We start from the raw sequence: 23,085 nt of genomic DNA, 5'->3' as shown, positions 1-23,085 counted from the left end.
TAATGGAGGAGTAACGCTTATTGCGAGCAGTTACTCCACCAACAGGGGGTATTTAAATTAAAGTCTGTTAGCACCTGCCACTTATAAGAATCGGTTTGATTAAGGTTTTCCAATGCGCCCCAACTGCCGTATTTGGAATAGCTTGCAACATCGGTGTAATGCATATGCAGCAACCCACCACCTAGCTTCCAGCTTTCTAATAAATCCGCATACACTTCGCCAATGCGCGGGTCGCGATTAATGCCGGTGTGAAATTGGATAGTTGCGTCATCGTTCTGTAACGCGAGTCCGTTCGAGGTAATATGTTGGCCACCCTCGTAGGCAACAACACCGGCTAGTCCACGTTCGTTTGCAAGCTCCAGCCAATTAGCCAAACGACTCCGTGTATCATTCGCCACACCATTAAAATCGGAAAACTTACTAATAGATTTAATATGCTGGCCAGTCTCTAATTGTTCAAATGCTTTATTTAGGCCGCCATCCGGCTCACTCAAAAAAGATTTTATGATATTGATATGTGCGGTATCGGTCTCCAACCTCGGTCCATTTAAACCACCATCAAAATAACTGGTAATACCGATGTAATCGAACTGGTGTTGGAAGCAGGGTTTATTATCCTGAGCAACCCACGCAGGGCAATCAAGTGCGGCGCTCGCCGTATCTCGCCACGCGGTTTGCACTCCAAGCACACACTTAACCCGATTCGAATCACCGCTAAACACAGATGTTTTAAAAATATCGCATATCTGTGCGGTGCGCATTCCATGCCATTGCATGTAGCCGTAGTCGACGTCGCCCCACAAGGCCTGCGCTTGATTCTCCGCCGCCTGCCACTGTTCAAAACCACGGTTCCATACTTCATTGCTGTGCTCGACATAAACATAAAGCTGCGTATTCAACTGCTGTTTAATCAAAGTAGCAAAAGCGGTTATGTAATTTTCATCTGCTAAGTGTGGAATATTAAACCAAGGGTCGGCATTTATTTGGTTAGCCAGTGCGAGCATAGCCTCTAAAGGAACGCCCTTAATCGCCCAACTGCGATCGGCTAACTTCGGCCGATTTTGCCACGTGCTCTGACTAGAGTGATTGGTTTGCATCCAGTCCATAAAGCGCACTGCTCGAAATGGCGAAACTAAATTGATCCAGTCTGGGTTAAAGATTGCACCGGCTTGATAGGCCGACAAATACAGCTCTGGAATGATACGAATATTACGCAGGTAATTATCGGGATTCACCGCAGTGATTTTCAGCAGATGCGAGCCCGTACCCGTCGAAATTACATCGCGGCCGGGTGACGACTCGGCAGTGATTTTGGCTGCCGACCAGTCGTATTCAATCGTGCCTTCGCCGTCATAAAGAACCACAAACTTGCGATACATAAGACTTTCGTTGCTGGTACTCAAAAATACAGTGCCCGCCGCCTGCCCCGGCTGTAAAGAACGAACCCAACCTTGGTCATCCAGATCAAAATCATTCATCTCAGTATCCCGATCCCGCCAAGCTTGTGCCTGTTTCATGTAGTCGATAAAGGGATTTTCAGTGGAATAATAGGAAATGGCACTTAGCCCCATCCCCATCGAGTTCACCTTTCGCGCTTGAGAAGCTTCTGGTGTTGGGCTTGGTTCGAGTGTTGGTTCAGGCGTTGGCTCAAGCGTCGGCTGTGTAGACGGTTCCAACGATGGCTCACTAGAGGGTTGTTCAGACGGTACAACGGTCGGCTCTGTTGGCGTTGGCGTTGGCGTTGGCGTTGGCGTTGGCGTTGGTGTTGGTGTTGGCGCAGGAACTTGGCTCGATACTTGTGTCGGTAATGGCGTTGGTTCGACGGTGGGCTCGTTTGTAGGAACGCTTGTTGGTAGAGTTGTTGGCACGCTGGTAGGAACATCACTAGGCGTCGCTGTGGCTTTCGGGGTTGGCATCAACTCAGGCTCAGCAGTTATTGTCGGCGTCGCCTCTGGAAAAGCCGAGTCACTTGGCAGAAGCGTAGAATCACTCCCACTTCCACCGCCGCAGGCCGCCAAGAACAAACTAAGAAATACCAAAACCGTAAAACGTGTCGCGCACATATAACCACCTATCAATCGCAAAATTCAACCGAGCCTAAATTGTACTCGGCTATACCGACACAACTAAACCTATACAGCTACATCTGTCGAACTACACTTACCCAGCCGCACCTATTCAACGACACCTATTCAACGACACCTATTCAACGACACCTATTCAACGACACCTATTCAACGACAGCGAATCAACAGCAAAGACTCAACAACAGCTGCCGCCAACATCTAAAACAGCGAAACATCGAAGAGATGGAACAACACCGGTTAAAACAAATCGCACCGGCTGCCAGTGAAAAACCTCATAGACAATACTACTAAACCTATGTAAATCTAGTGACTACTTCAAACTTGTTACGACTCCTAGTCGCTAAACCCTGTATTCCAGTAGATTGTCGTCAAGAATCTTACCGTCAGGATTAAGATAACTGTTATCACGACAGCTATCACTGCGAGCATAGCGACTAAATCGCTCGCGGAGAAAAACAGCTGTCCGGTAACGGTAGTAAACCTCCGCCAACTAAGTCGTAAGCATTAGCCTTAACTTTAATCGAGCCTACTTTTTCACCAGAGAAGTGAAAGTGTACGCTGACAAGATCCAAAACCATTTTAAAAATTCGCAACCACTTAATTATTTTTTCGCGCTAACACAATAGCCAAAACACGGAGTGCTATCCACGATGGTTACTAACGGATTATTAATAGCTGCCATATTTGGCAACCGCATTACTTCACCATTATTTGCTCACACGCTCGTCGCTTTTATCATCTCCAGTGTCTTTTTAACCCCAGAGGTCAACGCCAACCTCAATGATTTTCAAAGTGAATATGCCTCCGAACTAGAACGGCGTGCCGCGATTGCAAACCAAGCCGCTTATGATCGACTGCAGGAAAGCGGCTGCACCGATACCCAACGCAGTGCAACCGAAGAGTGCACTGCAGAAACGTTCAAAACCTGGGCCACCGTGCGTGAGCTGGTACACACCGCCAACGAATTAAATGGCAGCGGCCCCACGTTGTTTAGTTTGGGGTTGGATTTAGAAGGATTGGGTTTCTCGCTTCGTTGGACGGCCGGCGAAGAGTTTGCCGCGCAGGGGGATATGTCCGACAGCTTTGTTAGCGGTCAAATGGCTGGGCTGGCCACGCGTATCACCGCGCTACGCGGCGGCGGCAGCCAGTTCTCGATGAATGTGAATGGTAGTTCCAGCGCTGTAGTCGCCCGAACAGGCGGTATAAAAGGAGGGGGGGCTGGCGACACAATTCCCGCTTGGTCCCCCTGGGGGTTCTTCTTGAATGCGGATTACAGCTATGGCGACCGAGCTGCGACGCAGCGCGAAGATGCATTTGATTTTGATGGCGCGTCCCTAAATGGCGGCATTGATTATCGCTACAACAACAATTGGGTTGCCGGGATTATGCTTGGCTACCAAGCCGAAACGCTCGATTTCGATTCAACTCAAAGTATTGTCGATGGTACGGTTGATATGTCTGGCGTTTCACTTCAACCCTTTGCGCTCTACCAGTCAGACCAGTTTTATTTTAGTCTCGCCTTGGGCTATCAACACATGTCATTCGACACCGAGCGCAGTATTCGCTACCCCTCCCTTAACCCAGGTGTCGATAGCACCGATACCACGGCCGTTAGCAATACAAACGCAAATGCAATAAGCGGTAATCTCGACCTCGGCTATACGTTATTTCCACGCTCGCGCTTTAGCTTAGAACCCTACATCGGTTTCAGCTACACCAACACTTCAATAGACGGCTATAGCGAAACAGATCTTCGCGACGACGGTTTTGCCTTTTTAGTTGCCGCACAAAAGTTTGATTCACTAGAGTCTGCCATTGGGGTGAAATTAAACTACATCTTCACCCCAAGTATCGGCGTTATTCTGCCCTATTTTAGCGCCGAGCTTCGCAACCAGCTGGATGCACAATCTCGAGAAATAAAAGCCGTCTACCTCAACAGTGCCGACTTACTAAACCAAGACAATATCGACAGCGATGCTACCTTCGCCCTACCTACAGACACGCCAGACAGCGCCTACGGCGTTATCTCGCTTGGTGTATCAAGCGTTTTACGCGGCGCACGTCAAACCGCAATGAATTCGTCCGCGGCTGGCGGCATACAGGTTTTCGTTCAATTCAGAACACTTTTAGGTTTAGAACATTACAAGCAAAGTCAGCTTGCTGCTGGCTTACGTTATGAATTTTAGCCACAGCAATATCATTTATTGCCCGCGCAGCTGCACAAGGATATGCCAATGAACATCTATACCTCATTATCGTGTTGTTCCAATTTATACTACCAACGTACATTGCGAATAATCGTTTCTAGTATTTGTACAACCCTTTTATTTGGCTGTGGCCCATCTACCAGTAATGACGACGCTGCACCGGTCGCAAAAATCTCAATTATCGGTGCGCCTGCTATTAACGGTGAATACAGTTTACGTTCCGGATCTGACATTCTTATAACCGGTAAGGATAGTGACGGGTTAGATGATCCAATTCTCGATTACGCGTTTGTTGCTGTTTCCATAAATGGTGAAGATTTGAGTCTTGAAACTATAAATAACGCTTTAATCGAACGCACGCGCAATACCAAGCTATTTAAAATCCCCAAGGTCAGCACGCCGACTCAGATCGAATTTGAATTAACCGTCACCGATGCCGACAATATAAGTGCGCAAGATACGCTTACCGTTAATATTCAACCGATCAAAGACGCTAATGTTTTTCTCAGTCAAAAAGCCGTGCAATCACCCAACTTTAATAACTACACCCTCGTTGTCGCGCTCGATTTAGACGAAGACGAAGTTTCCGTCGAGGATGACTACACAGTGCAGATTGATGATTTTGTAGAGTGGGAACCTGCAGCACCACACCCCAGCTGCAACTTCGGCAGTAATCAGAACCTTTGCCAACTTCAGCTTAAAAGCCAGACATTATCCGGTAGCTGGCAAGCGGGCTTAACACGCGCCGACACCGATTTAACCACCGCCGCTACCGCTTATTTCAATCCAACGCACTTGATAGCCATCCCCGCAATCGATATTGATGCGATTAACAGCGAGTTTGAAACAGGTCCAAACTGTGTTGCCACCGAGTTGCGCTGCAAACGTTTCGAGCTTCAACGCATTGATAGCGCCAGAACCTTTCAGCGCTTTTCATTTGTTAGCACGAACAACAATGCACGGCTCATTATTCGCGAGAGCGGCAGCGACGATCAAACCAATGACGATCACTGGGACTCGGGTTTACTCTGGTTAAACACCCACGATGAAATTGCAGCTCAGGACGTAAATGCAGAAGCCATTCGGCGCTCAAAAGTCATCGAGAGCCTGAGCACAGCTAACACCTATTACCGATTAATTGACCCAGACAATAACGCCACCACACTTTCACGCTGGCTAAGCTTACGCGGTTTTAATTCTAGTGCGACCGATACGAGCGACCCGAGCTTCGCTCACGCCACCTACATAAACAACTACGACTTGGGTTTTGGTCGCGATATGTTTATGCGCCGCGACGACTGCGGCAACGTGTATTCCTATGTGGAGAATTTCCCAAGTTTGGAGCTTGCTATACAGGGGCGCAACAACTTCGCCACCGTAGTGATGGAATACAGCGCGCTCGACACGACAAAAAGTTGTGCCGAGCAAAGCGACAAAATTGTTAAGTTTTATGCCTATGTGCCCGACCAAAATACCGGTGAACAACAGCGTGTTGGCAGCATGAATTTTGACGGTCGCGGCGAAAAATTTGTACCGGGTGTTTGTACGGCATGTCACGCGGGTTCGCCTTACACTGAAGTGCAGCTGGGTACGGAGTCGACCGGAACCAATTTGGTCGAATTTTCGGGCCGCTTCACGTCATTGGATGAGCGGGACACAACAATCAATAACTTAAGCGATGCAGACCGTCTTGCTCTCGCCGATATCAACTCCACATTTATGCCATTCGATATGGACGCCTATCTTTACACCCGCGCCGAAGACCAACGTTTTGTAGACCCATCTCTAAACGAAAGCCTTTTAGTAGGCGTCGATCCAGCGGATTATTCGCGTGAACAACAAGCCGAGCAGTTTCGACGCTTTAACCAGCACACGCTGTTCACCTTCATCGATGCGCGTGCTCGCTATTTAGCGAACCAGCCAGATACCAGTGAACCCACAGTTGACGATACTCGCCTAGATGAAGCCACTCGCTGGGATGCCCCCATCGCACTGATCAATAGCTGGTACCAGAGCGACGTCGACAATCAAAGTTTTAACGGCAACAATCTATTGCCCGGCTGGGAGGACGCCCCAGACCTGTATCATCAAGTATTCGCCAAGTACTGTCGTGCCTGTCATATTCAACTGGCGGAACTGCCACTAAACTTTTCGCATCTAGATGAATTTATTGGCGCTGTCGGTGACGATGGCACGCCGAATAATATTATTAATTTAGCGGACAAAATTTTAACCCGAGGACAAATGCCTATCGCCCGCCTGACTTATGATAGATTTTGGACGGACTTTAACGGCGAATCACAATCAGCAGGAACAACTCTTACCAACTACATTGCTGACTTCGTACCAGAAATTTCTGACGAAACCGGCCCCATGCAAAGCCTTTCGCCCTTCGATATACGAGTGAAAGAGAGCAACCGCAATGACATTGGCAGTGAAGTTAATGCCGATGGTTCGATAAATGGCGAAGGCCAAACCATTAGCTTTGACGCATCGCAGCTATTTAACTTCTTACAGAGCCCGAGCTGGACAATAGAAAACAATTGCGAAAGCGCAGCATTTTTACACGCAAAAACTAGCAGTATCGCAACACTGATTAGCGATATATCGCCTTGCCGCTATGCGATCAGCTTACACAGTAATGATGATATTCAAACCCAAATTCTAGTCGTCGATAAAAAACCGCGCGCGAAACTAATCGCCTATAGCACTGCAACAATGCCAGAGGAGAATTTCGATCCAATCGCGTCCTACACCCCCGGTGATGCCTATATCACTTTGGATATTTTACGTCATAGTCAATTTATCGCTGACGATTTTGGTGATAGTGAATTATCGACTATTGAGCTTGTAGTGAACCAACCCGAAGCCCCCTACAATTTAACCGAGACGAATTGGGTTAGCAAAAGCGAGGACAATAAACTTCTTATCGCCCTGCCTGAGCGTTTGCCGAGTGCGACTTCGACACTTTCATTTGACTACCAGTTACAAGATGCGTCAGCTATCGATGATGCATCTATTTCCGAAGTCGCCGGTCGTGTTGATCTCGAATTTTCGGCGATCGAGTTAAGGTTAAGCACGCAACAACTTACCGACGCGTCAATTGCGATGCAGTGGGCATCCAACCCGCTCGGCATTAAACCGAGCAGTATTAATATTTATAAGTCACTAGGTAGCGATAATGGTGAGCTATTCGAGGCCGTGCTAAACGAAATGGTTTTACCCGAGGTGTCACTTGAAAACTGCCACAATGAATCCTTCGCAGAAAACACCTGCGACGGTGATTTATCGGCACTCAGCTATAGCGATACGGATGTCACTACCGGAAATAATTATAGCTATTTAATTGAAGCAATATTTTTTGATGGCGACATAGCCGACAACAATGTTCGCCTTTTATCAAACACACTAACCGAAACCGTGGTAAGCAAGCCGGTTCTACAAATAAGTTCCGCCGCTACAACACCCACGCAACTCACCATAGAATGGCAACAACCGGCAGGGTTAGAGCAAGCGAATTATATTTTACGCCGCTGCGATCGCAGTGCAGACTTCAGTTGCGTACCGACTGAGATAGTTGTTTCCGCAAGTTGTGAGCAAAGCGCCGACTGTGATGGGGCGTCGCCAGAAAACTGGTCAATCGTCGATAGCGGTCTGACACCGAACAATCGCTACGGCTATAGCGTTGAGGCTATCTCTACCAGCGCCAACACGCTTTCTAACACCCAAGTAGGTGTCAGCTACCCAAGCGCGCCTAATAATATTAACGTTAACGTCAGCGATACTCAGATCAATTTGAGCTGGAGCCATAACGACAACAATACAGTAGGGGTAAGTTATCAGGTCTTTCGTGTCGCTGGCGGCACCTGTTTAAACTCAACACTCACCTCCAGTACCGGAGCTAGCAACCTCAGTGTGTCACCCAGTTGCCCAGATGCCATGAACTTACAAATTCGCGCGCGCGGCCTAGACAACCAGTTCTCGGTTAGTCGCGACATCAACAATGTTCGCCGCTATGTATCACTTGGGGATTTAAACAATCTTGTTGTGCCGTCGCTCGGCTGCGGCGGCGCTGGCTGCCACAGCGACAACGCGCCGTTCGAATCGAGTAGCGAAGCGAATTGTTCACTTCCGAATAACACTACAATTAATTGCGCAATTATGGGCAGCAAAACAATTACACCGTTACTACACGACTATTTTCTGCGCTGGGAGAACGAAAATAGTATCACGCCTTAGCGGTTACGAACGTTTAACTTCGACGAGTAATCATCTGTCGTTGTTGTAGCTGGGGGCCGATTAATTTCAGCATTTACGCGCTGTAATATAGTCGGCCATTGTGCAACCCAGCAACAGCTGTGATCAAAGGTCGGATAGTTCCAAACCAGACCTCCGTGGCGGCTTACATAACTTTCGGTCACCGCGTAAGGAACGTTGCGGTCTCTGTCGCCAATTAGATGTATTTGTTTTACATCCACAAGCGAGGCGTTATCAAAGGTGGGATTTAACGAGGTTGCTAAGGGTAGATAGCCGTGAATATCCGTCCATTTTTTCGTATCTAAATTTGCCGCAATCGTTACTAGAGCAACCACATTCTGTAACCGCGATGCCAACAATACCGCCAAGGTTCCGCCGCCACTATAGCCAATCAATACCAACTCGGGGTTTTGCATTTCACTCAGTTCTGCAGAGATAGCCTTCGCCATACTCGCAACTACATCGTCGGAATATCGACCAAACGTCCAAATATCGCTACTACACGCGGTGTTTGCTAGGTCACCGTAGTAACAGGGCCGGCCGAGAAATACAGCAGGATTATATTCCTGCGCCATTAACTTAAGCGTGATTGGATTGCGCGGTGTTGGATCAGCGTTAACATAGCGACCCGCCTGCCAAGGTGTGCCATCGCCGCCGATATAGAGGTGCAAGCGATTCTTAAGGGGGATAGTAGTCACTACTGGAGATGACAGGTTATTGCGGTACAAGCGGTGATTAAATTCAATACCGTCCACCCAGCTCTGCTCAAGCCGGGCCGATTTAAGAAAATTTTCGCTAGGGTAGATAGACGTGCAAGCAACCAAGCTTAAACATAATGTCGGACACCAACATACTAAACCCAGACATTTTTGCCATGAAGACTTACCCCAAAAAGAATTGAGACGAACGGCAGCGACAACCATTAACTTGGGCACAAAAACTGATAAGCCATTAACCACAGGGTTATTCACTATGTTATTTAAGATATAACGGCAGATTGTATTCGAATTAACAGTAACTTGGGGCGATGGGGGCAAAATAAACGGTTTTGCGGGTAGATACTTGGTGTCTTACAAATAATCGAGGTTATTAAACCAATATCCCCAAGCGAATCACTTTCCACTTGGGGATATTTAGATAAAACCATCCGTAATAATTTGCCGCGTTTGTCTAAAGCTAGATTAGAACAACCTTAAAATAGTCAATGTTCGCTAACAAATATTACCCTTAACTATGGTTAATAGTGATCGGTAGTTAACAATTATTAGTAATTAACAACGCGTGGCAAAGATTTGGCCTGGGCAACCCAGTCGGCAACAGCCTTTTGAGATGGCAGCACGCGAACCAATTTCTTTTCGCTGTTAATTTCTGACATTTTCTCAAACAGGTTTTCGGCGTTACGCTGTGCTAACTCGGGAACCGTATCTACGCCTGCAACCTCGAGTAAATCAGCATACTGGGTGCCAACACCACTAATACGGCCTAGATCAGCGCGGTTCACCCAATTCAAAATCATTTTCTCACTGATTTGTGTTTTCTCAGCAATTTCGGCACGACCCTTCTTTTCTGCGCCCTTAGACAACAAAGTCGCCACACCCATTACACCTGCCGCCTTCAGTTTCTCAGCATATACTGGGCCAATAGATTCAATATCAGTTAACTTCTTCATAGTTATAGTCCTGTATTAATTTATTAAATTATATCGTTGCGTGCTTATTTCTGCTTTGCGCTACTTGGTCATTAACACCAGCTTACGAGCGCCAACTTCTTAACTCTAACTTCTTAACTCTAACTTCTTAACTCTAACTTCTTAACTCCAACTACAGACTCACATAATGCCGTCGAGGTGGACTTGACTTCAAGTAAATCAAAGTAGGTTTTACAGCATTTTACAAGCCGTTATAGCGAGTACTGCGGAGTACCCCGAAAAAACCCAGTAGTAATACAAAAAACAAACCAAATACACCGCCACCACTAGATGTAGAGGTATTATTTTCACTCTCGGGGCTACTGCCTGACGAGCTTGATGAACTAGACGTGCTAGAGCTAGACGAACTGGATGAGCTAGATGAACTGGACGTGCTAGAGCTGGACGAACTTGAGCTTGCGCCGCCGTCATATACTGTCGCCAAAACACTAGTAGCTCTAATACCGTTGGCGCCATTGATAAAGCGCTCGCCCCAAGGGGTAAGGTCGCTAGCATCAAAATTATTAACAATATCCAGGCTTGTACAGCAATCGCCATTACCCGTCCAAGACCAGCCTAGATAACCTACATCCATGGCTTCACTAAACGCCATAATGCTATCTTCATCGACATTTGCACCTTGGTGATCGCCGCCAAATTCGCCAACAATTAAGGGCAAGTTATTCTCGGCCAAAAATTCGCTAATATAGTTTTCTACTTTAGATTGGCTGTTATAAACCTCATACATATGAACACTGAACATGGTGTTAGACAAACTATCTGCCGCCGCAACAGCCGATGCATTATCCAGCATGTAGTTACGCCAATCCTGCCCCCAACTTGGAGCATCTACTACTATTGTATGAGTTAGCCCAGCACTACGCAGGCTTTGAATTACAATTTTATGATCATTGATCCATTCGCTCGCCGACGGACTATTGCCCAACGGTTCATTGGCAATATTAATGAGAACGTAATCTTCTTCGCCGATTAAGATATCAGCTAGCTCTATCCAATAGTCTCGTACAGCCACCAAATCGCCAGCGGCACCTTCATCACCCGAGCCAGTTATGTCGTGCACTTCCAACATGGCAATTAAGTTATTTTCTTTACAAATGCGAATGATTTCAGCAACGGTCGCGGCTGGATCTTTTTCCCAGCGCTGGCCATCAGAAAGCACGACACGGACACTATTGGCGCCGGTAGCGGCTATATCGGGAAGAGCGCTCGCGTAGCTGGTTTTAAACCAAGTGTGAGCGTAATTGATACCGCGCATTACAAAAGGCTGGCCATTCGCGTCTAGCAATTGAGTACCATTAACACTAAAACCAGCCAAACTAGAACAGGCACCTAAAGCCAACGTCACGCCAACTATACATTTAACTGCAAATTTAAATCTCATCAGTACTCTCTCGGATAAACAAATTAAAAAGATGGCGTGATTATACGCAGAGTTATACGTCAGCGATTAAATATTTGTTACTCAGTTTGAAATTGGCGCTCATCGGCACCTACGGGCATAACGCTTAGCAGCGTAATCAGCTGCTCGCAATAAACTCTACGGCTACGCCCTGCGGTTCCACTCTTACCACTTTCATTTTCGGAATGGGTACAGTTTCAATTAATTCTTGAATTTCGCCATCAACAATAGCGCCAAGCTCTGGAAGCAAATGACTATCACCAACTAGAAACATTCCGCTATCCGATATGTTCTTAGTTACAAGCACGCGATCACCCTCAAGTGGCGTTGATATTTTTACGTCCATCGTCATTGCAAATCTAGGCTTAAATCGAAGTTCATGCATAGTAGACATCCGTTTATATTGATCGCTCTTAAGGGGGTTTATTAAGTATGCCGAACTGTTCTGTGAGGCCGTGGTACTTATCATTTTTACTTCTCCCATTCCTGTTCAGTTTGCGCCATGGAACCGAGCATTGGCTCTATCAAAACTATAGACGAAGAACGCGTATTGGAGCCTTGCCCTTGGTAGTAAATTTCGATATTCCGCGCCATTACAAACAGCACAAATACGCCAAAGATGGCTAGAGCGTTTTTTACCTTATGAAGACTCATGATGCGACACCCTTCCAATCAAAACCGATTTGCACACTGCCCGTAACGTTGAGACGATGCGTTTTTGTTGGATCTATAGTGAGGCATTCAACCGGTTCTGCACAAGACACCAGCCCATAGGTTTTACAGGGTTTTACAAAGGCAAAACACAACGGCAAGAGCCCTCATAGAGCACACCTTTTTATGGTTTACACCTAGGTCTCATGGTAGATAGGGGAGAATTGAATTGTTCTGTTTTAAATAGACTTGCAGAAACATATAGATCGAGAAGCTTCCGTTACCAATCGCCAATTTGCCGAGCCTTAAGTGATTGACACTTAAACAAACAAATTTATATAACGCCGCCTGTCTGGCTACTGAGCATCGACAAACTGCAGCCCAAGACCAACAGTTTCAACCCGAACAATTTGCATATCCAGCATCGGCGCATCCACTTGCAGGCCCTGTACCTGACCCTTTACCACGGTGCCAATTGGCGGCATATTTGACGGGTCAACCAATATAAATAATCCGTTATCGGAAATATTTCGGGTTTTCACAATCTTTTCCCCAATGCTGGGATGGGATACTTTAACCTCTACAGTAACGGGGATACGGGGATGCTTGCGACGATTATCCATAGGTAGATACTTAGATGTTATTGGGTATTGTTTGACGTTTTTTGCGATCGAAATAAGCTGCTCATCGCGACCGACAATTAGAGTATAGACACGCTAATCACGTTGCGCGACGTTCCAGCCATTTGTGCCCAACGCGCAGCGATTGACAGCAGAGCTTGACCACTGAATTGATCAACATTAGTTTGCGCTCCAAATTGGCTATAACGACTCCACGAAGCGTAGTGCGCATGGCTACATATGGAACGTCTAAAACCTTAGGATGGATCGCTCCGAATCGTTGGGTTACGGCGTCTTTCGGCCTTCCGCCGGTCCCTTTTCCGCCGCTATGTACTTGGCAACAGTAACCGTGGGTGCAACCCAAACCTGCTCACGCTTAAGCTGCAAATAATCCAGCAACTGATCGTGCACTTCTGCGGCAACATCCAAACTGTGCTCGCCACCCACGCCATGAAATAAAAATACCAGCCAACGCTCTTCTGCTATCGCATTGTCCACTTGGGCTTTTAAGTCGGCAAAGCTGTTGCCGTTCACCATGTAGGATGGAATCGCCGCTAGATCCACCTCTGTGAATTTAGGCGCTGTACCACCGACCGAGCGCAAAGCGACAAACTCGCTTTCAACCCTATCGAGGTAAGAGGCACCCCCCGCGAGCGTATCCCCACAGGGGAAGGCCAAGGTGCGCTCTTTTCGGCCATCAACCGCTTCGAGTAGCGTGTTGTTCATTAAAATATTGTCCGCCACACGCTGCGCCGTCCATTTGCTTAAATCTAAGTGAGGGCTCACCCAGCCACGCCCAGGGCCACTGCCCTCGCAGGGGTGAAACAGGGTGTGATTACCCAGTTCGTGGCCGTTGTGAGCCAAGCGGCGCCAATCGTTGACGCGGGCGCGAAACGGCTCAAAAAAAGAGGTGATGTAAAAAGTACCCAGTAGGTCACGAGCTTCCAAAGCTGGCGCCACCCGGTCTATGTGCACGTTTAGTGAATCATCATAGGTCAGGCTGACCGCAGCGCGTTTATGGTTCCAGCTATCACCCGCGCTAGCACCCGTATTCACAAGGCTTAAAACGGTAACGATTAACCCTGCAACTGCAAGGCGAGAAAGTTTTACCCTATCCATAGTATCGACTCGATTATTGTGAAGTTGGCAGCCAACAAACAATTTAGTGGCTAAGTTTGGCTAACTATAGCGCGGCGGATGTAATAACCACGTTAAATCTAGCGGTTAACACTGAGTATATTTCACCCTACATTGAGATGGCGCGCGCCATACTTGCGGATCAATCTAACTCCTGCCACGCTGGCGGTCTATCGGATAGACGTCGACACAAGGCTCTATCAGCGCTCACAACACCCAATGCGCGATATTAGCTGTACGAAAGCGCACGCTCGGCATTCATATAATAATGAGGTTTTATTATGCTCCACTCATATCTGTGCACATCAGCCGCGCCGCGGTTCAGCACTGCGTCTATCGTCAAGGCTTTCATTCTAGGCCTTGCCGCCACTGCCCTTGTGGCCTGTGGAGGCGGTTCATCTAGCTCCTCTGGTGGTTCTAGCAGCTCGTCTAGTTCGTCCAGCAGTTCGACCTCAAGTAGCTCTTCTAGCAGCTCATCTAGCAGCTCGACAAGTTCAAGCTCTGGCGGAGAGTGGTCGGTTACGCCGATTACCGTAAGCGGCAATCAAATACTGTTTGGCGGTAATGTCGATAGCATCGCAGGGCCTAGCTTGTTTTGGAGTAACACTGGCTGGGGCGGTGAAAAATTCTATACCGCCGAGGTGGTGTCTTGGCTGAAACAGGACTGGAATGCGAAACTGGTGCGCGCCTCTATGGGTGTAGATGATAACGGTGGCTATATTGGTGACCCAACCGGCAACAAGGCCCGAGTTACAACCGTAGTAGACGCCGCCATTGCCAACGACATGTACGTGATCATTGATTGGCACAGCCACCACGCGGAAGATTACCAAGCGGAAGCCGAAACCTTTTTTACGGAAATGGCTCAAACCTACGGTAGCTATCCAAACGTTATTTATGAAATTTATAACGAACCGTTGAACACCACCTCTTGGGCAAACGACATCAAACCCTACGCGGAAGATGTAATTGCGGCCATTCGCGCCGAAGACCCCGACAACCTTATTATTGTCGGCACACCTACATGGTCACAAGACGTCGACGTTGCCGCAGACAACCCCATTACCGGTCATATTAATATTGCTTACACTCTGCACTTTTATGCCGGCACTCACAAAGCATCACTGCGTGCCAAAGCCACCACGGCACTTAGCAAGGGGATCGCATTGTTCGTAACGGAATGGGGAGCGGTAGACGCTAGTGGCGACGGCGCGGTAGACACTGCATCGACTAACACTTGGGTCGATTTTATGCGCACCAATAATTTAAGCCATGCCAACTGGGCCTTAAACGACAAGGCTGAAGGAGCATCGGCACTGAAGTCTGGCGCCAGTACTACCGGCAACTGGTCAGCTAGCGATCTAACAACATCCGGCACGTTAGTAAAGGATTTAATTTTAAATTGGTAGCCGCGAAAAAACGCAGTGAACAAATATCACGATAATGTAAATATCTAAACGTTGCTCTCCCTCATGCATAACATTCAAAAATGTAGGCTTGAGGGAGACGCGCCTCTGTCTTTTTCTGCTCTGTAAATGGCTACTTTTAGCTTGTCTCCTTCTAAGCTATTTCCTCGCAAGTTTCTTTCAAAAACCACTATCAAAAAGGCCTCGTCAAAACAGTTACTGGCTCATAAACTACTCGCCGCCAAGTAACTGATCCGTTAGCACACTCACGCTCTGCGTTGGCAGCTCGCATATTTTGTTGTAACACACGTACGCGGTAGGCTTTCCTTGCAATGCTTTTTTATAGCCTAACAGTGGCAACAACTTTTCCTGCTCAGCAATATCGCTCTCGTCTGTCACAATCAAAACCTTATTCGGCAACCAATACTGTTTAACAACCGTCAGTAAGGGTTCAAGTGCTGCCGCGTCCCCGTTGCCAATCAAAACAACCTCTTTAATTTCGCTGTGGTAAAAATCCAGCGCCGGCATCATTTCCGCTAGTTGGGTCGGCTGTTGATTGAGTATTGGCGTTACACTTTTTAAAGTAAGTTCAGCAAACGTTTTGTAACTGGGATTTTGGGTGAACTCAAATAACCGTAGAAGATTCAGTACAGCGTAAGAATTACCGGAGGGAACGGCACCATCACTTTGATTTTTCTCACGCGCTAACAACTCTTCATGATCGTCGGAGGTACGAAAATAGCCTCCGTTTACGGTGTCTTGGTAGAGGCTGTCTTGGCTGGCTTGTAATTCTACTGCCGCTTCGAGCCATTGCGGTGAATGCGTGGTTTCATATAAATCGAGTAGCGCGGCAATAAAAAACGCGTAGTCTTCTAAAAATGCTTCAGCGCTAATACTGCCGTGGTGGAACACCCGCTGCAGACGCTGTTCTTTTACCAATTTAGTTAAAATAAAAATCGCGGCGCCTTCTGCCGCAGCTAAATAGCGCGGCTCCGAAAAATGAAATCCGGCTTTCGCAAATGCGGAAATCATTAAACCATTCCATTCAACAATTTGTTTTTCATCTCGCAAAGGCGCGGCACGCTGTTGCCGAGCATCATACAATTTAGCGCGCATCGCACTTTCCATCTCGCGCGCTTGCTCTGGGATTAAACCCGTTTTAGCTAACAGCTGTTCTGCTGTTGTTTGATCTAAGCTCGTCCAGCCAGTGGGAATACTACGCCCTTCAAAATTCCCCTGAGCGTTAATCCCCCATAATAGACTCGCCAAGGCCATCTCTTGGGTACTGAGCATGGATGCCAGTTCGTCGGGCGTCCAACTAAAATAATAACCCTCCTCCATTTCACCGTGGGGGCCAAGGCTATCGGCATCTGTAGCGGAATAGAATCCACCCTCTGCGCTGGTCATTTCTTTAAGCACATAATCCAAAGTACGTTTCGCCGTGGCTTGGTAATAGGGTTTTTTAGTCAGTAACCAGCCCTGAGTGTAGCGCTGTGCAAGCAGCGCGTTGTCGTAAAGCATTTTTTCAAAGTGCGGCACTAACCATTTCGCATCCGTGGAATAGCGGTGGAAGCCGCCGCCTATTTGATCATGCATTCCGCCCTGCGCCATTTTTGTAAGGGTGGTGTTAATCATTTCTTCCGTCGCGGCTTCCGGCCAACGCAACTGGGCGTGCATTAAGGCATTTAACGAAAGCGACGAGGGAAACTTAGGCGCACGCTTAAAGCCGCCCCACTGCATATCGAAATGGGTCGCGTATTCAGTTACCAACTTTTCGAGCACATCAATTGTGGCAACACTTTCGGCGGCGGCAATGTTGTTACCTTCGATATAAGTTTTAACCGTAGTCGAAAGTTTTTCTGCAAAGGCTTGAATGTCTGCATGGTTGTCGCGATATTGCTGTTGAATCGTCAATAACAACTGTTTAAAGCCGAGCCTGCCATTACCGTCCTCTGGCGGAAAATAGGTTCCACCAAAAAACGGCTGTTTATCGGCGGTTAACCACACATTCAATGGCCATCCACCTTGTTTGCCCATTGCGTGCAACGCCGTCATATAAATTTCATCAACATCAGGTCGCACTTCGCGGTCGACTTTAATGGCGATAAAACCTTGGTTGATAATCTTCGCCGTTTCTTCATTATCGTAGGACTCTTCCTCCATCACGTGACACCAATGGCAAGTGGAGTAACCAATGCTCAGCAATACCGGACGGCCCAGGGCCTTAGCTGCGGCAAAAGCTTCTTCACCCCAGGGATACCAGTTAACCGGGTTGTGCGCGTGCTGCTGTAAATAAGTGCTCGACTCGAACAATAACCGATTGGTGTATTTAGGCCGATTTTTCGCCAACAGGTATTGCGTACGCGGCTGATAATCGTCGCCCTTGGCGATCAGAGCCTGCTGCAGCCTGTCGGTTAGTTCTGCACTATAAGCGTCTGCCCCAGGCGGCGTGGCGATATTCAACACAGACTCGGGATTAGGGGGTTCCATATTTTCTCCACAGCCAAGACAGTGGCAACACAAAAGAATGAGTAAAAGAGTTCTAGTAAAAACGGAAGTAATCATAATTAACGACTATTAAATTTTATTATTGTGAACAGCTTAATCTTATTCTCAGCAAGCTAAAAAATTAAGCTTTGATACAGCATGCGTAACGCCACCACACACAGGAACCCCGCAAAAAAACGTTGCAGCGTGACGCCATTTAAATAACTCCCCAGCTTTACACCCAGCGGCGCACACAGAATCGACATGGGCGCAATCACCAAAAAAGCGGGCAAACACACAAACCCTATGGTTGCGGGCGGCGCGTCTAGGGGAGTAGGGCTGTAGAGTAGCATCATCAACGCACCCGGCAAGGCGATTAAAAGCCCTACGGCAGCGGCACTGCCAATTGCACGGTGAGTTGGAATATTCCACATTCTTAATAGCGGTACCGATAAGGTTCCGCCACCGATACCCATTGCCGCTGAGAAGGCGCCAATAACAGCAGCTGCCAATGCCTGCCAACTTTTTGTGGGCAAAGCGGAACTAGGTTTTGGTGTCGCTGGCGAAAAGCTAAGATTAAATGCCGCCCAAAGTGCGAGTAAAGCAAACACCAAGCTGACGAGATCACCACCTAAATAATTGGATAAGACGACGCCGAGACTAACGCCCAACAGCACAAACGGCCACCACAATTTAACAATGGCAGGATCAATATTACCCTGACGATGATGCATTATTATTGAGCTAATACTGGTGGGCACAATCACCAATAGCGAGGTACCCGTTGCAATTAACATGGCGCTACTAGCGCTCACACCACTCAAGGGAAATATTAAATACAGCACGGGTACGGTCACTATGCCGCCACCAACACCTAGCAAGCCCGCTAAAAATCCAGCACAGGCACCACTCACTAAGAGCAACAGAATAAGAGGGAGCCAATCAGCGATCATTATTTTCTCGTGGGCATTAAAGTGAAGCACAAAGCAGCGAAACACAAAGCCAGCTAAGCGGCTTGAATGTGGCTATACTGCCACACTTTTATCTGCCAAGTTGATTACGGCGTTTTTAGCGCTTAGCGCCTCGCACCGCAAGGTTAGTAAAATTATGCCACACCCACTGTTAATCGGCCTGATGCTTATTACAGCATTGCACGCCTTCGACGAATTAGTATTAGTCATTGCTATGCCTGCGATTGCGTCTCAGTTGGGCGGTGGTGATTTATATGGGCTGAGTATTGCCAGTTATATTCTCGCATCGCTTGTCGGCATGTGCTGGGCGGGTAAACGCATTGATCAGAAAGGTCCCGCCTATGTGCTGCGTCTCGGTCTCACTCTATTCACGCTTGGCATTGTTTTGGCTATTGTGAGCTGGAGCCCCACAAGCTTTATTGTTGCGCGTATTTTACAAGGCATAGGTGGCGGCATCGGCTGGACGACGACCTTCGCCTTGGTCAATTTAGTTTTTGTTGGCAATGAGCGCGCGCGGACCATTTCAACATTAGATATTGCCTGGGTCGTACCCTCGCTATTGGCGCCACCCATTGGCGGTTATTTTGTAGACTATATGAGTTGGCGCTGGATTTTTGTGGTACAGCTAGTGCCGGTTATTCTGGTTGCCCTGCTGGTTTTTCCGCGCATTGCCCACCTAACGAAATTCACCAACGAGCGCAGCGATCCTAGTATGGTTTGGCAGGCGTTGCGTATTAGCCTCGGCACCGCCGCGCTGCTCTACTTAGTTAGCCAGCCGCCGTCATGGTTGTGGCTGTTAACTGTTCCCGCGATCCTAATTGCACTACCCGCCTTTAATCGCATGATGCCGGCGCAATGGTGGCGCGGCGCTACGTCCTTATCTCTCCCCATCGCCACGGCCATTATTAGTTTTACAGCGTTCTACGGTTTGCAAACCTACCAACCGCTGTTCCTGGTCGACCAACTGCACTTTCGCACTACCGACGTAGGCTTACTACTCACAGCAGCCTGCATTACATGGATGGCAGGGTCTTACCTTTCATCGCGACTTTATCCCACATTGTCGCGCCTGCAATCGATGCAACTAGGTTCCGTGTTATTAATTTTAGGCATTGTGATTATCGCAATTTCAACCGCCCCACAGGTTTCGGCGATAGCTCCGTTCATTCCAGTCAATTTAACAACCTACCTCTCTCCGCTTTACGGTGGCTATCTAGCTTGGGCCTTTGCCGGTTTGGGGCTCGGGTTTATTTTTAACGCCGCGCGAACTGCCGCGATGGAAAATACCCCAAAAAACCAAGAGGGCTTCGTTGCTACGGCAATGACACTTTCCGCGAATATGGGCGTGGGTTTGGCCTCCGGGTTTGGTGGTGCGATAAAAAATCAAGTTACGGGGAACGGCGGCGATCTAGCCTTGGTATTGATATTATTGTGTGGCGCATCGTTACTCATTGCCATTTACGGAAGCGGGCTATTATTTACTCACAGCAAAAACAAAACCCTCTAAGCTAAATGCTATTCACGTCACGAAATATAAAATAACAAACAATGCGAAGTGAAAATTAATAAGCACTGAAGCAACGAAAAACACACATGACTAGGGCACTAGCAGCGACAAAAAAAGGACCTAAGTCACAATTTGTTTAGATCAATATTTTCAGGATTTGGATGAGATTTTTATCCCTGCGCATAGTTTATGTCAGCTTGTTACAAATCACTGACTCGAAGCAATGTTTTGTTATAAACAACTTTTTAATTATTCCTTTTATACCCTATTCGTACCGCTAATCTCCTCCCAGCTAGCGACTATGCCGTTCCGTTGCTAGGCTTTCATCAAGGTTATCCAATCTCTTTGATGAAGGTTACATCTCTTGAAACACACGTGCTCACCACACAACATTCGACGGAACACCGGCTTCTCGGTTATCGAGCTAATGATTGTGCTTTCGATTGCTTCTATTTTATTGATGGTGGCAATTCCATCGTTTGTCGAGACGACGGCTCGCAGTGCGATTCGCACCAGCGTTAATGAGCTGGCAACCGAGCTATCGATGGCACGCAATGCCGCCGTTACCCGTTCCAGTTCGGTTTCGCTCTGCCCGAGCGATGTCAGTATTACACCGCAAGCATGCGACAACGGCGATTGGAATGAGGGCTGGCTAACCTTTTACGACGACGATGGCGATGGCACTCTCGACGCTGGCGAAATATTAATCCGTATTCACGACGCCCTTGGCAGCCGTGTCGATATAACCTTGGATAACACCGTTACCTTTAACTCCCGAGGCATGAAAGCCAACGTCTCCGAATTTAAAATTTGTCGCGCAGGTAATACCGATGCCGCCTACGCTCGCTCAGTTGTCGTTAATGTTGGCGGCTTGGTACGCGGTGCGCGCGACACCGATCAGGATGGAATTTTTAACAGCGGTGAGGGAGGTGCGAATTTATCATGCCCATAAATCAACCATTGGCAGGTTTCGTTAGCCACTCATCCTCGGCTTCACTAAAAGCACAGGCCGGATTTTCGATGGTTGAGGTGATCATTGCATTTTTGATATTGGCGGTTGGTCTGCTAGGTGTCGCCTCAATGCAAAAACGTGGTGTGGAAAGCAATCAAGCGGCGTATTTGCGTAGCCAAGCTATCTCCATGGCACAGGACTTTACCGGCCGTATCCGCGCCAATACCGAAGCTTATGAAGCCAACAACTACAACGACCCTACACCCAAATATACCGGCAGCTGTTTAACAACTGGATGCACCGCTACGGCGCTGGCACAGCACGACTACTTTGAATGGAAGGCGTTGCTAGCGAGCGTGTTGCCCGCGGGGGTTGGGGTGGTTTGTATCGATTCAACGCCAGATGACGGCGACGATGATACCTCGCCAGCGTGTGACGGTTCCGGAAACGAACTGGCAATCAAAATTTGGTGGGATGCCAAACCCCGCGATGGAGTGATAGATCAATTTTACGTTATTGGTATGGAGCTGTAATGAATCGCAATTCCCGTCTTTCCCCACGCCCATTTTCGCCAATCTCTGGCAACATGGGTCTTACCCTCGTCGAGCTGTTAGTGGCTATGACAGTAGGCGCAATTGTATTGGCTGGAGGTTTTCGCGTTTACGCCGACCAAGTCCAAAGTTCACGTCGTCTTCAAGCCTATTCCCACCTGCAAGAGTCGGGTCGAGTCGCCTTAGATATTTTAGAGCATGATATTCGTATGGCCGGATTTACCGGTTGCTTCAGTACCAACACCACTATCAACAACACCCTGAATGCCACCTTCCCCTCGTCGTTTCAGCCTGACCGCGGCATACAAGGGTGGGAAGCGAAAGATACTGAAGACGGTAAAACGATTGGCAATGTTTCACCCACTTCGGCACTGGTAAAGTCCAATAACGGTAACTGGATAACCTCTGGCGGCAACAGCCTAGAGGCTGTCGATGTTGTCGCTAACTCCGACATTATTCGCATTTGGGGCGGCGGTGACTCGGATATCGATATCGTATCTATTACCTCCGGTGCTAACACTGTCATCGAAGTTCCAAAGACCGCCAATATTGAAGAAGACGCCATTTTGATGGTGAGCGACTGCACCAACGCCGACATAGTTCAGGCCTGCGGTGTTGCAGATAATGGTGCCAAACAAAAACTCACCTTAAGTAGCGGTTGCAGCCCTGGCAATGACACCAGCCTGAAGCTAAAAACGGACCCAGGCCAAGACCCGTCGTTGACACTGTTAACCGGCACTATTTATTTAGTCAGCAAGCACAACAGTTTAACCACCAACCCGCCGTCACTTTTTCGCGCGCAGCTGAACCCTAACGGCGCTGTCATAGGCGCCATGGAAGAACTGGTAGAAGGAGTGGAAAGTATGCAGATGCTGTTCGGCGAAAATATTAACGACGACAACTTGAAAAGCGCCGACGCCTATGTGACCGCAGACAAGGTGAGCGACTGGACAAAAGTTGTCAGTGTACGTCTCAGTGTTTTACTGCAAAGCATTGAAGATAATCTCGCCGACGGCCCGGCGCCCTATCGTTTTAACGGCGTTAATTACAATGGAGAATCCGGCAACCCAAGTGCCTCAGATCGCCGACTTCGCCGCGTGTTTACTCGCACCATTACGCTGCGCAACCGCACCTTAGGGAGCTAG

Annotated in this window: 17 protein-coding genes; 7 read left to right on the top strand and 10 right to left on the bottom strand. The window is 48.0% G+C overall.

What is annotated here, in order from left to right:
- Positions 1 to 17: 17 nt before the first annotated feature.
- Positions 18 to 2,063 (bottom strand): cellulose-binding protein, encoded by a 2,046-nt coding sequence (locus tag IDZ20_RS04145; RefSeq protein ID WP_188150153.1) that lies wholly within the window; start codon positions 2,061 to 2,063, stop codon positions 18 to 20.
- Between the two features lie 674 nt (positions 2,064 to 2,737).
- Here IDZ20_RS04145 and IDZ20_RS04140 point away from each other — a divergent pair.
- The gene (locus IDZ20_RS04140) at positions 2,738 to 4,273 is read left to right on the top strand and encodes an autotransporter outer membrane beta-barrel domain-containing protein (RefSeq protein WP_188150152.1); all 1,536 of its coding nucleotides are present in this window, start codon (positions 2,738 to 2,740) and stop codon (positions 4,271 to 4,273) included.
- A 48-nt stretch (positions 4,274 to 4,321) separates the two neighbouring features.
- A complete protein-coding gene (locus IDZ20_RS04135) occupies positions 4,322 to 8,533 on the top strand; it encodes a fibronectin type III domain-containing protein (protein WP_188150151.1) in 4,212 nt (1,403 codons plus the stop codon).
- Here IDZ20_RS04135 and IDZ20_RS04130 read toward each other — a convergent pair.
- The 7 genes from IDZ20_RS04130 to IDZ20_RS04100 form a co-directional block, all read right to left on the bottom strand.
- Positions 8,530 to 9,306 (bottom strand): alpha/beta fold hydrolase, encoded by a 777-nt coding sequence (locus IDZ20_RS04130; RefSeq protein ID WP_188150150.1) that lies wholly within the window; start codon positions 9,304 to 9,306, stop codon positions 8,530 to 8,532. The two genes, IDZ20_RS04135 and IDZ20_RS04130, sit on opposite strands and share 4 nt — an antisense overlap.
- A gap of 509 nt (positions 9,307 to 9,815) precedes the next feature.
- A complete protein-coding gene (locus IDZ20_RS04125) occupies positions 9,816 to 10,220 on the bottom strand; it encodes a DUF4332 domain-containing protein (RefSeq protein WP_188150149.1) in 405 nt (134 codons plus the stop codon).
- Between the two features lie 220 nt (positions 10,221 to 10,440).
- A complete protein-coding gene (locus tag IDZ20_RS04120) occupies positions 10,441 to 11,640 on the bottom strand; it encodes a glycoside hydrolase family 5 protein (RefSeq protein ID WP_188150148.1) in 1,200 nt (399 codons plus the stop codon).
- A 136-nt stretch (positions 11,641 to 11,776) separates the two neighbouring features.
- Positions 11,777 to 12,043, bottom strand: coding sequence for a PilZ domain-containing protein (locus tag IDZ20_RS04115; RefSeq protein ID WP_188150147.1), 267 nt, complete (start codon positions 12,041 to 12,043; stop codon positions 11,777 to 11,779).
- 86 nt (positions 12,044 to 12,129) lie between these two features.
- A complete protein-coding gene (locus tag IDZ20_RS04110) occupies positions 12,130 to 12,312 on the bottom strand; it encodes a hypothetical protein (protein ID WP_188150146.1) in 183 nt (60 codons plus the stop codon).
- A gap of 353 nt (positions 12,313 to 12,665) precedes the next feature.
- Positions 12,666 to 12,932: a PilZ domain-containing protein gene (locus IDZ20_RS04105; RefSeq protein WP_188150145.1), complete on the bottom strand. Its 267-nt coding sequence runs from the start codon at positions 12,930 to 12,932 to the stop codon at positions 12,666 to 12,668.
- Between the two features lie 282 nt (positions 12,933 to 13,214).
- A complete protein-coding gene (locus tag IDZ20_RS04100) occupies positions 13,215 to 14,048 on the bottom strand; it encodes a polysaccharide deacetylase family protein (RefSeq protein WP_188150144.1) in 834 nt (277 codons plus the stop codon).
- Positions 14,049 to 14,347: 299 nt separating this feature from the next.
- Here IDZ20_RS04100 and IDZ20_RS04095 point away from each other — a divergent pair, with 299 nt between their 5' ends.
- A complete protein-coding gene (locus IDZ20_RS04095) occupies positions 14,348 to 15,475 on the top strand; it encodes a glycoside hydrolase family 5 protein (protein WP_188150143.1) in 1,128 nt (375 codons plus the stop codon).
- A 228-nt stretch (positions 15,476 to 15,703) separates the two neighbouring features.
- On the opposite strand, the gene IDZ20_RS04090 is transcribed toward IDZ20_RS04095, so the two are convergent.
- On the bottom strand, positions 15,704 to 17,962 hold the full coding sequence (locus tag IDZ20_RS04090) for a thioredoxin domain-containing protein (RefSeq protein ID WP_188150142.1): 2,259 nt from the start codon (positions 17,960 to 17,962) through the stop codon (positions 15,704 to 15,706).
- Between the two features lie 131 nt (positions 17,963 to 18,093).
- Complete coding sequence (locus IDZ20_RS04085; protein WP_245792094.1) at positions 18,094 to 18,912, bottom strand: sulfite exporter TauE/SafE family protein; 819 nt, start codon at positions 18,910 to 18,912, stop codon at positions 18,094 to 18,096.
- 154 nt (positions 18,913 to 19,066) lie between these two features.
- Between IDZ20_RS04085 and IDZ20_RS04080 the strand changes: the two genes are divergently transcribed.
- The 4 genes from IDZ20_RS04080 to IDZ20_RS04065 all read left to right on the top strand — a co-directional run bounded on the left by IDZ20_RS04080 (position 19,067) and on the right by IDZ20_RS04065 (position 23,085).
- A complete protein-coding gene (locus tag IDZ20_RS04080) occupies positions 19,067 to 20,437 on the top strand; it encodes an MFS transporter (RefSeq protein WP_188150141.1) in 1,371 nt (456 codons plus the stop codon).
- A 364-nt stretch (positions 20,438 to 20,801) separates the two neighbouring features.
- Positions 20,802 to 21,389, top strand: a complete 588-nt coding sequence (locus IDZ20_RS04075; RefSeq protein WP_188150140.1) for a GspH/FimT family pseudopilin — start codon at positions 20,802 to 20,804, stop codon at positions 21,387 to 21,389.
- Positions 21,380 to 21,922 carry a type IV pilus modification protein PilV gene (pilV, locus tag IDZ20_RS04070; RefSeq protein ID WP_188150139.1) on the top strand — a complete coding sequence of 181 codons (543 nt, stop codon included), beginning with the start codon at positions 21,380 to 21,382 and terminating at the stop codon, positions 21,920 to 21,922. The genes IDZ20_RS04075 and pilV overlap by 10 nt, the downstream gene beginning before the upstream one ends.
- Positions 21,922 to 23,085 (top strand): PilW family protein, encoded by a 1,164-nt coding sequence (locus IDZ20_RS04065; protein WP_188150138.1) that lies wholly within the window; start codon positions 21,922 to 21,924, stop codon positions 23,083 to 23,085. The genes pilV and IDZ20_RS04065 overlap by 1 nt, the downstream gene beginning before the upstream one ends.

It is taken from the genome of Teredinibacter waterburyi, assembly GCF_001922985.1.
Taxonomy (GTDB): domain Bacteria; phylum Pseudomonadota; class Gammaproteobacteria; order Pseudomonadales; family Cellvibrionaceae; genus Teredinibacter; species Teredinibacter waterburyi.
Note: the sequence above shows the minus strand (reverse complement) of the source record. Positions and strands in the feature narration are given on the sequence as shown.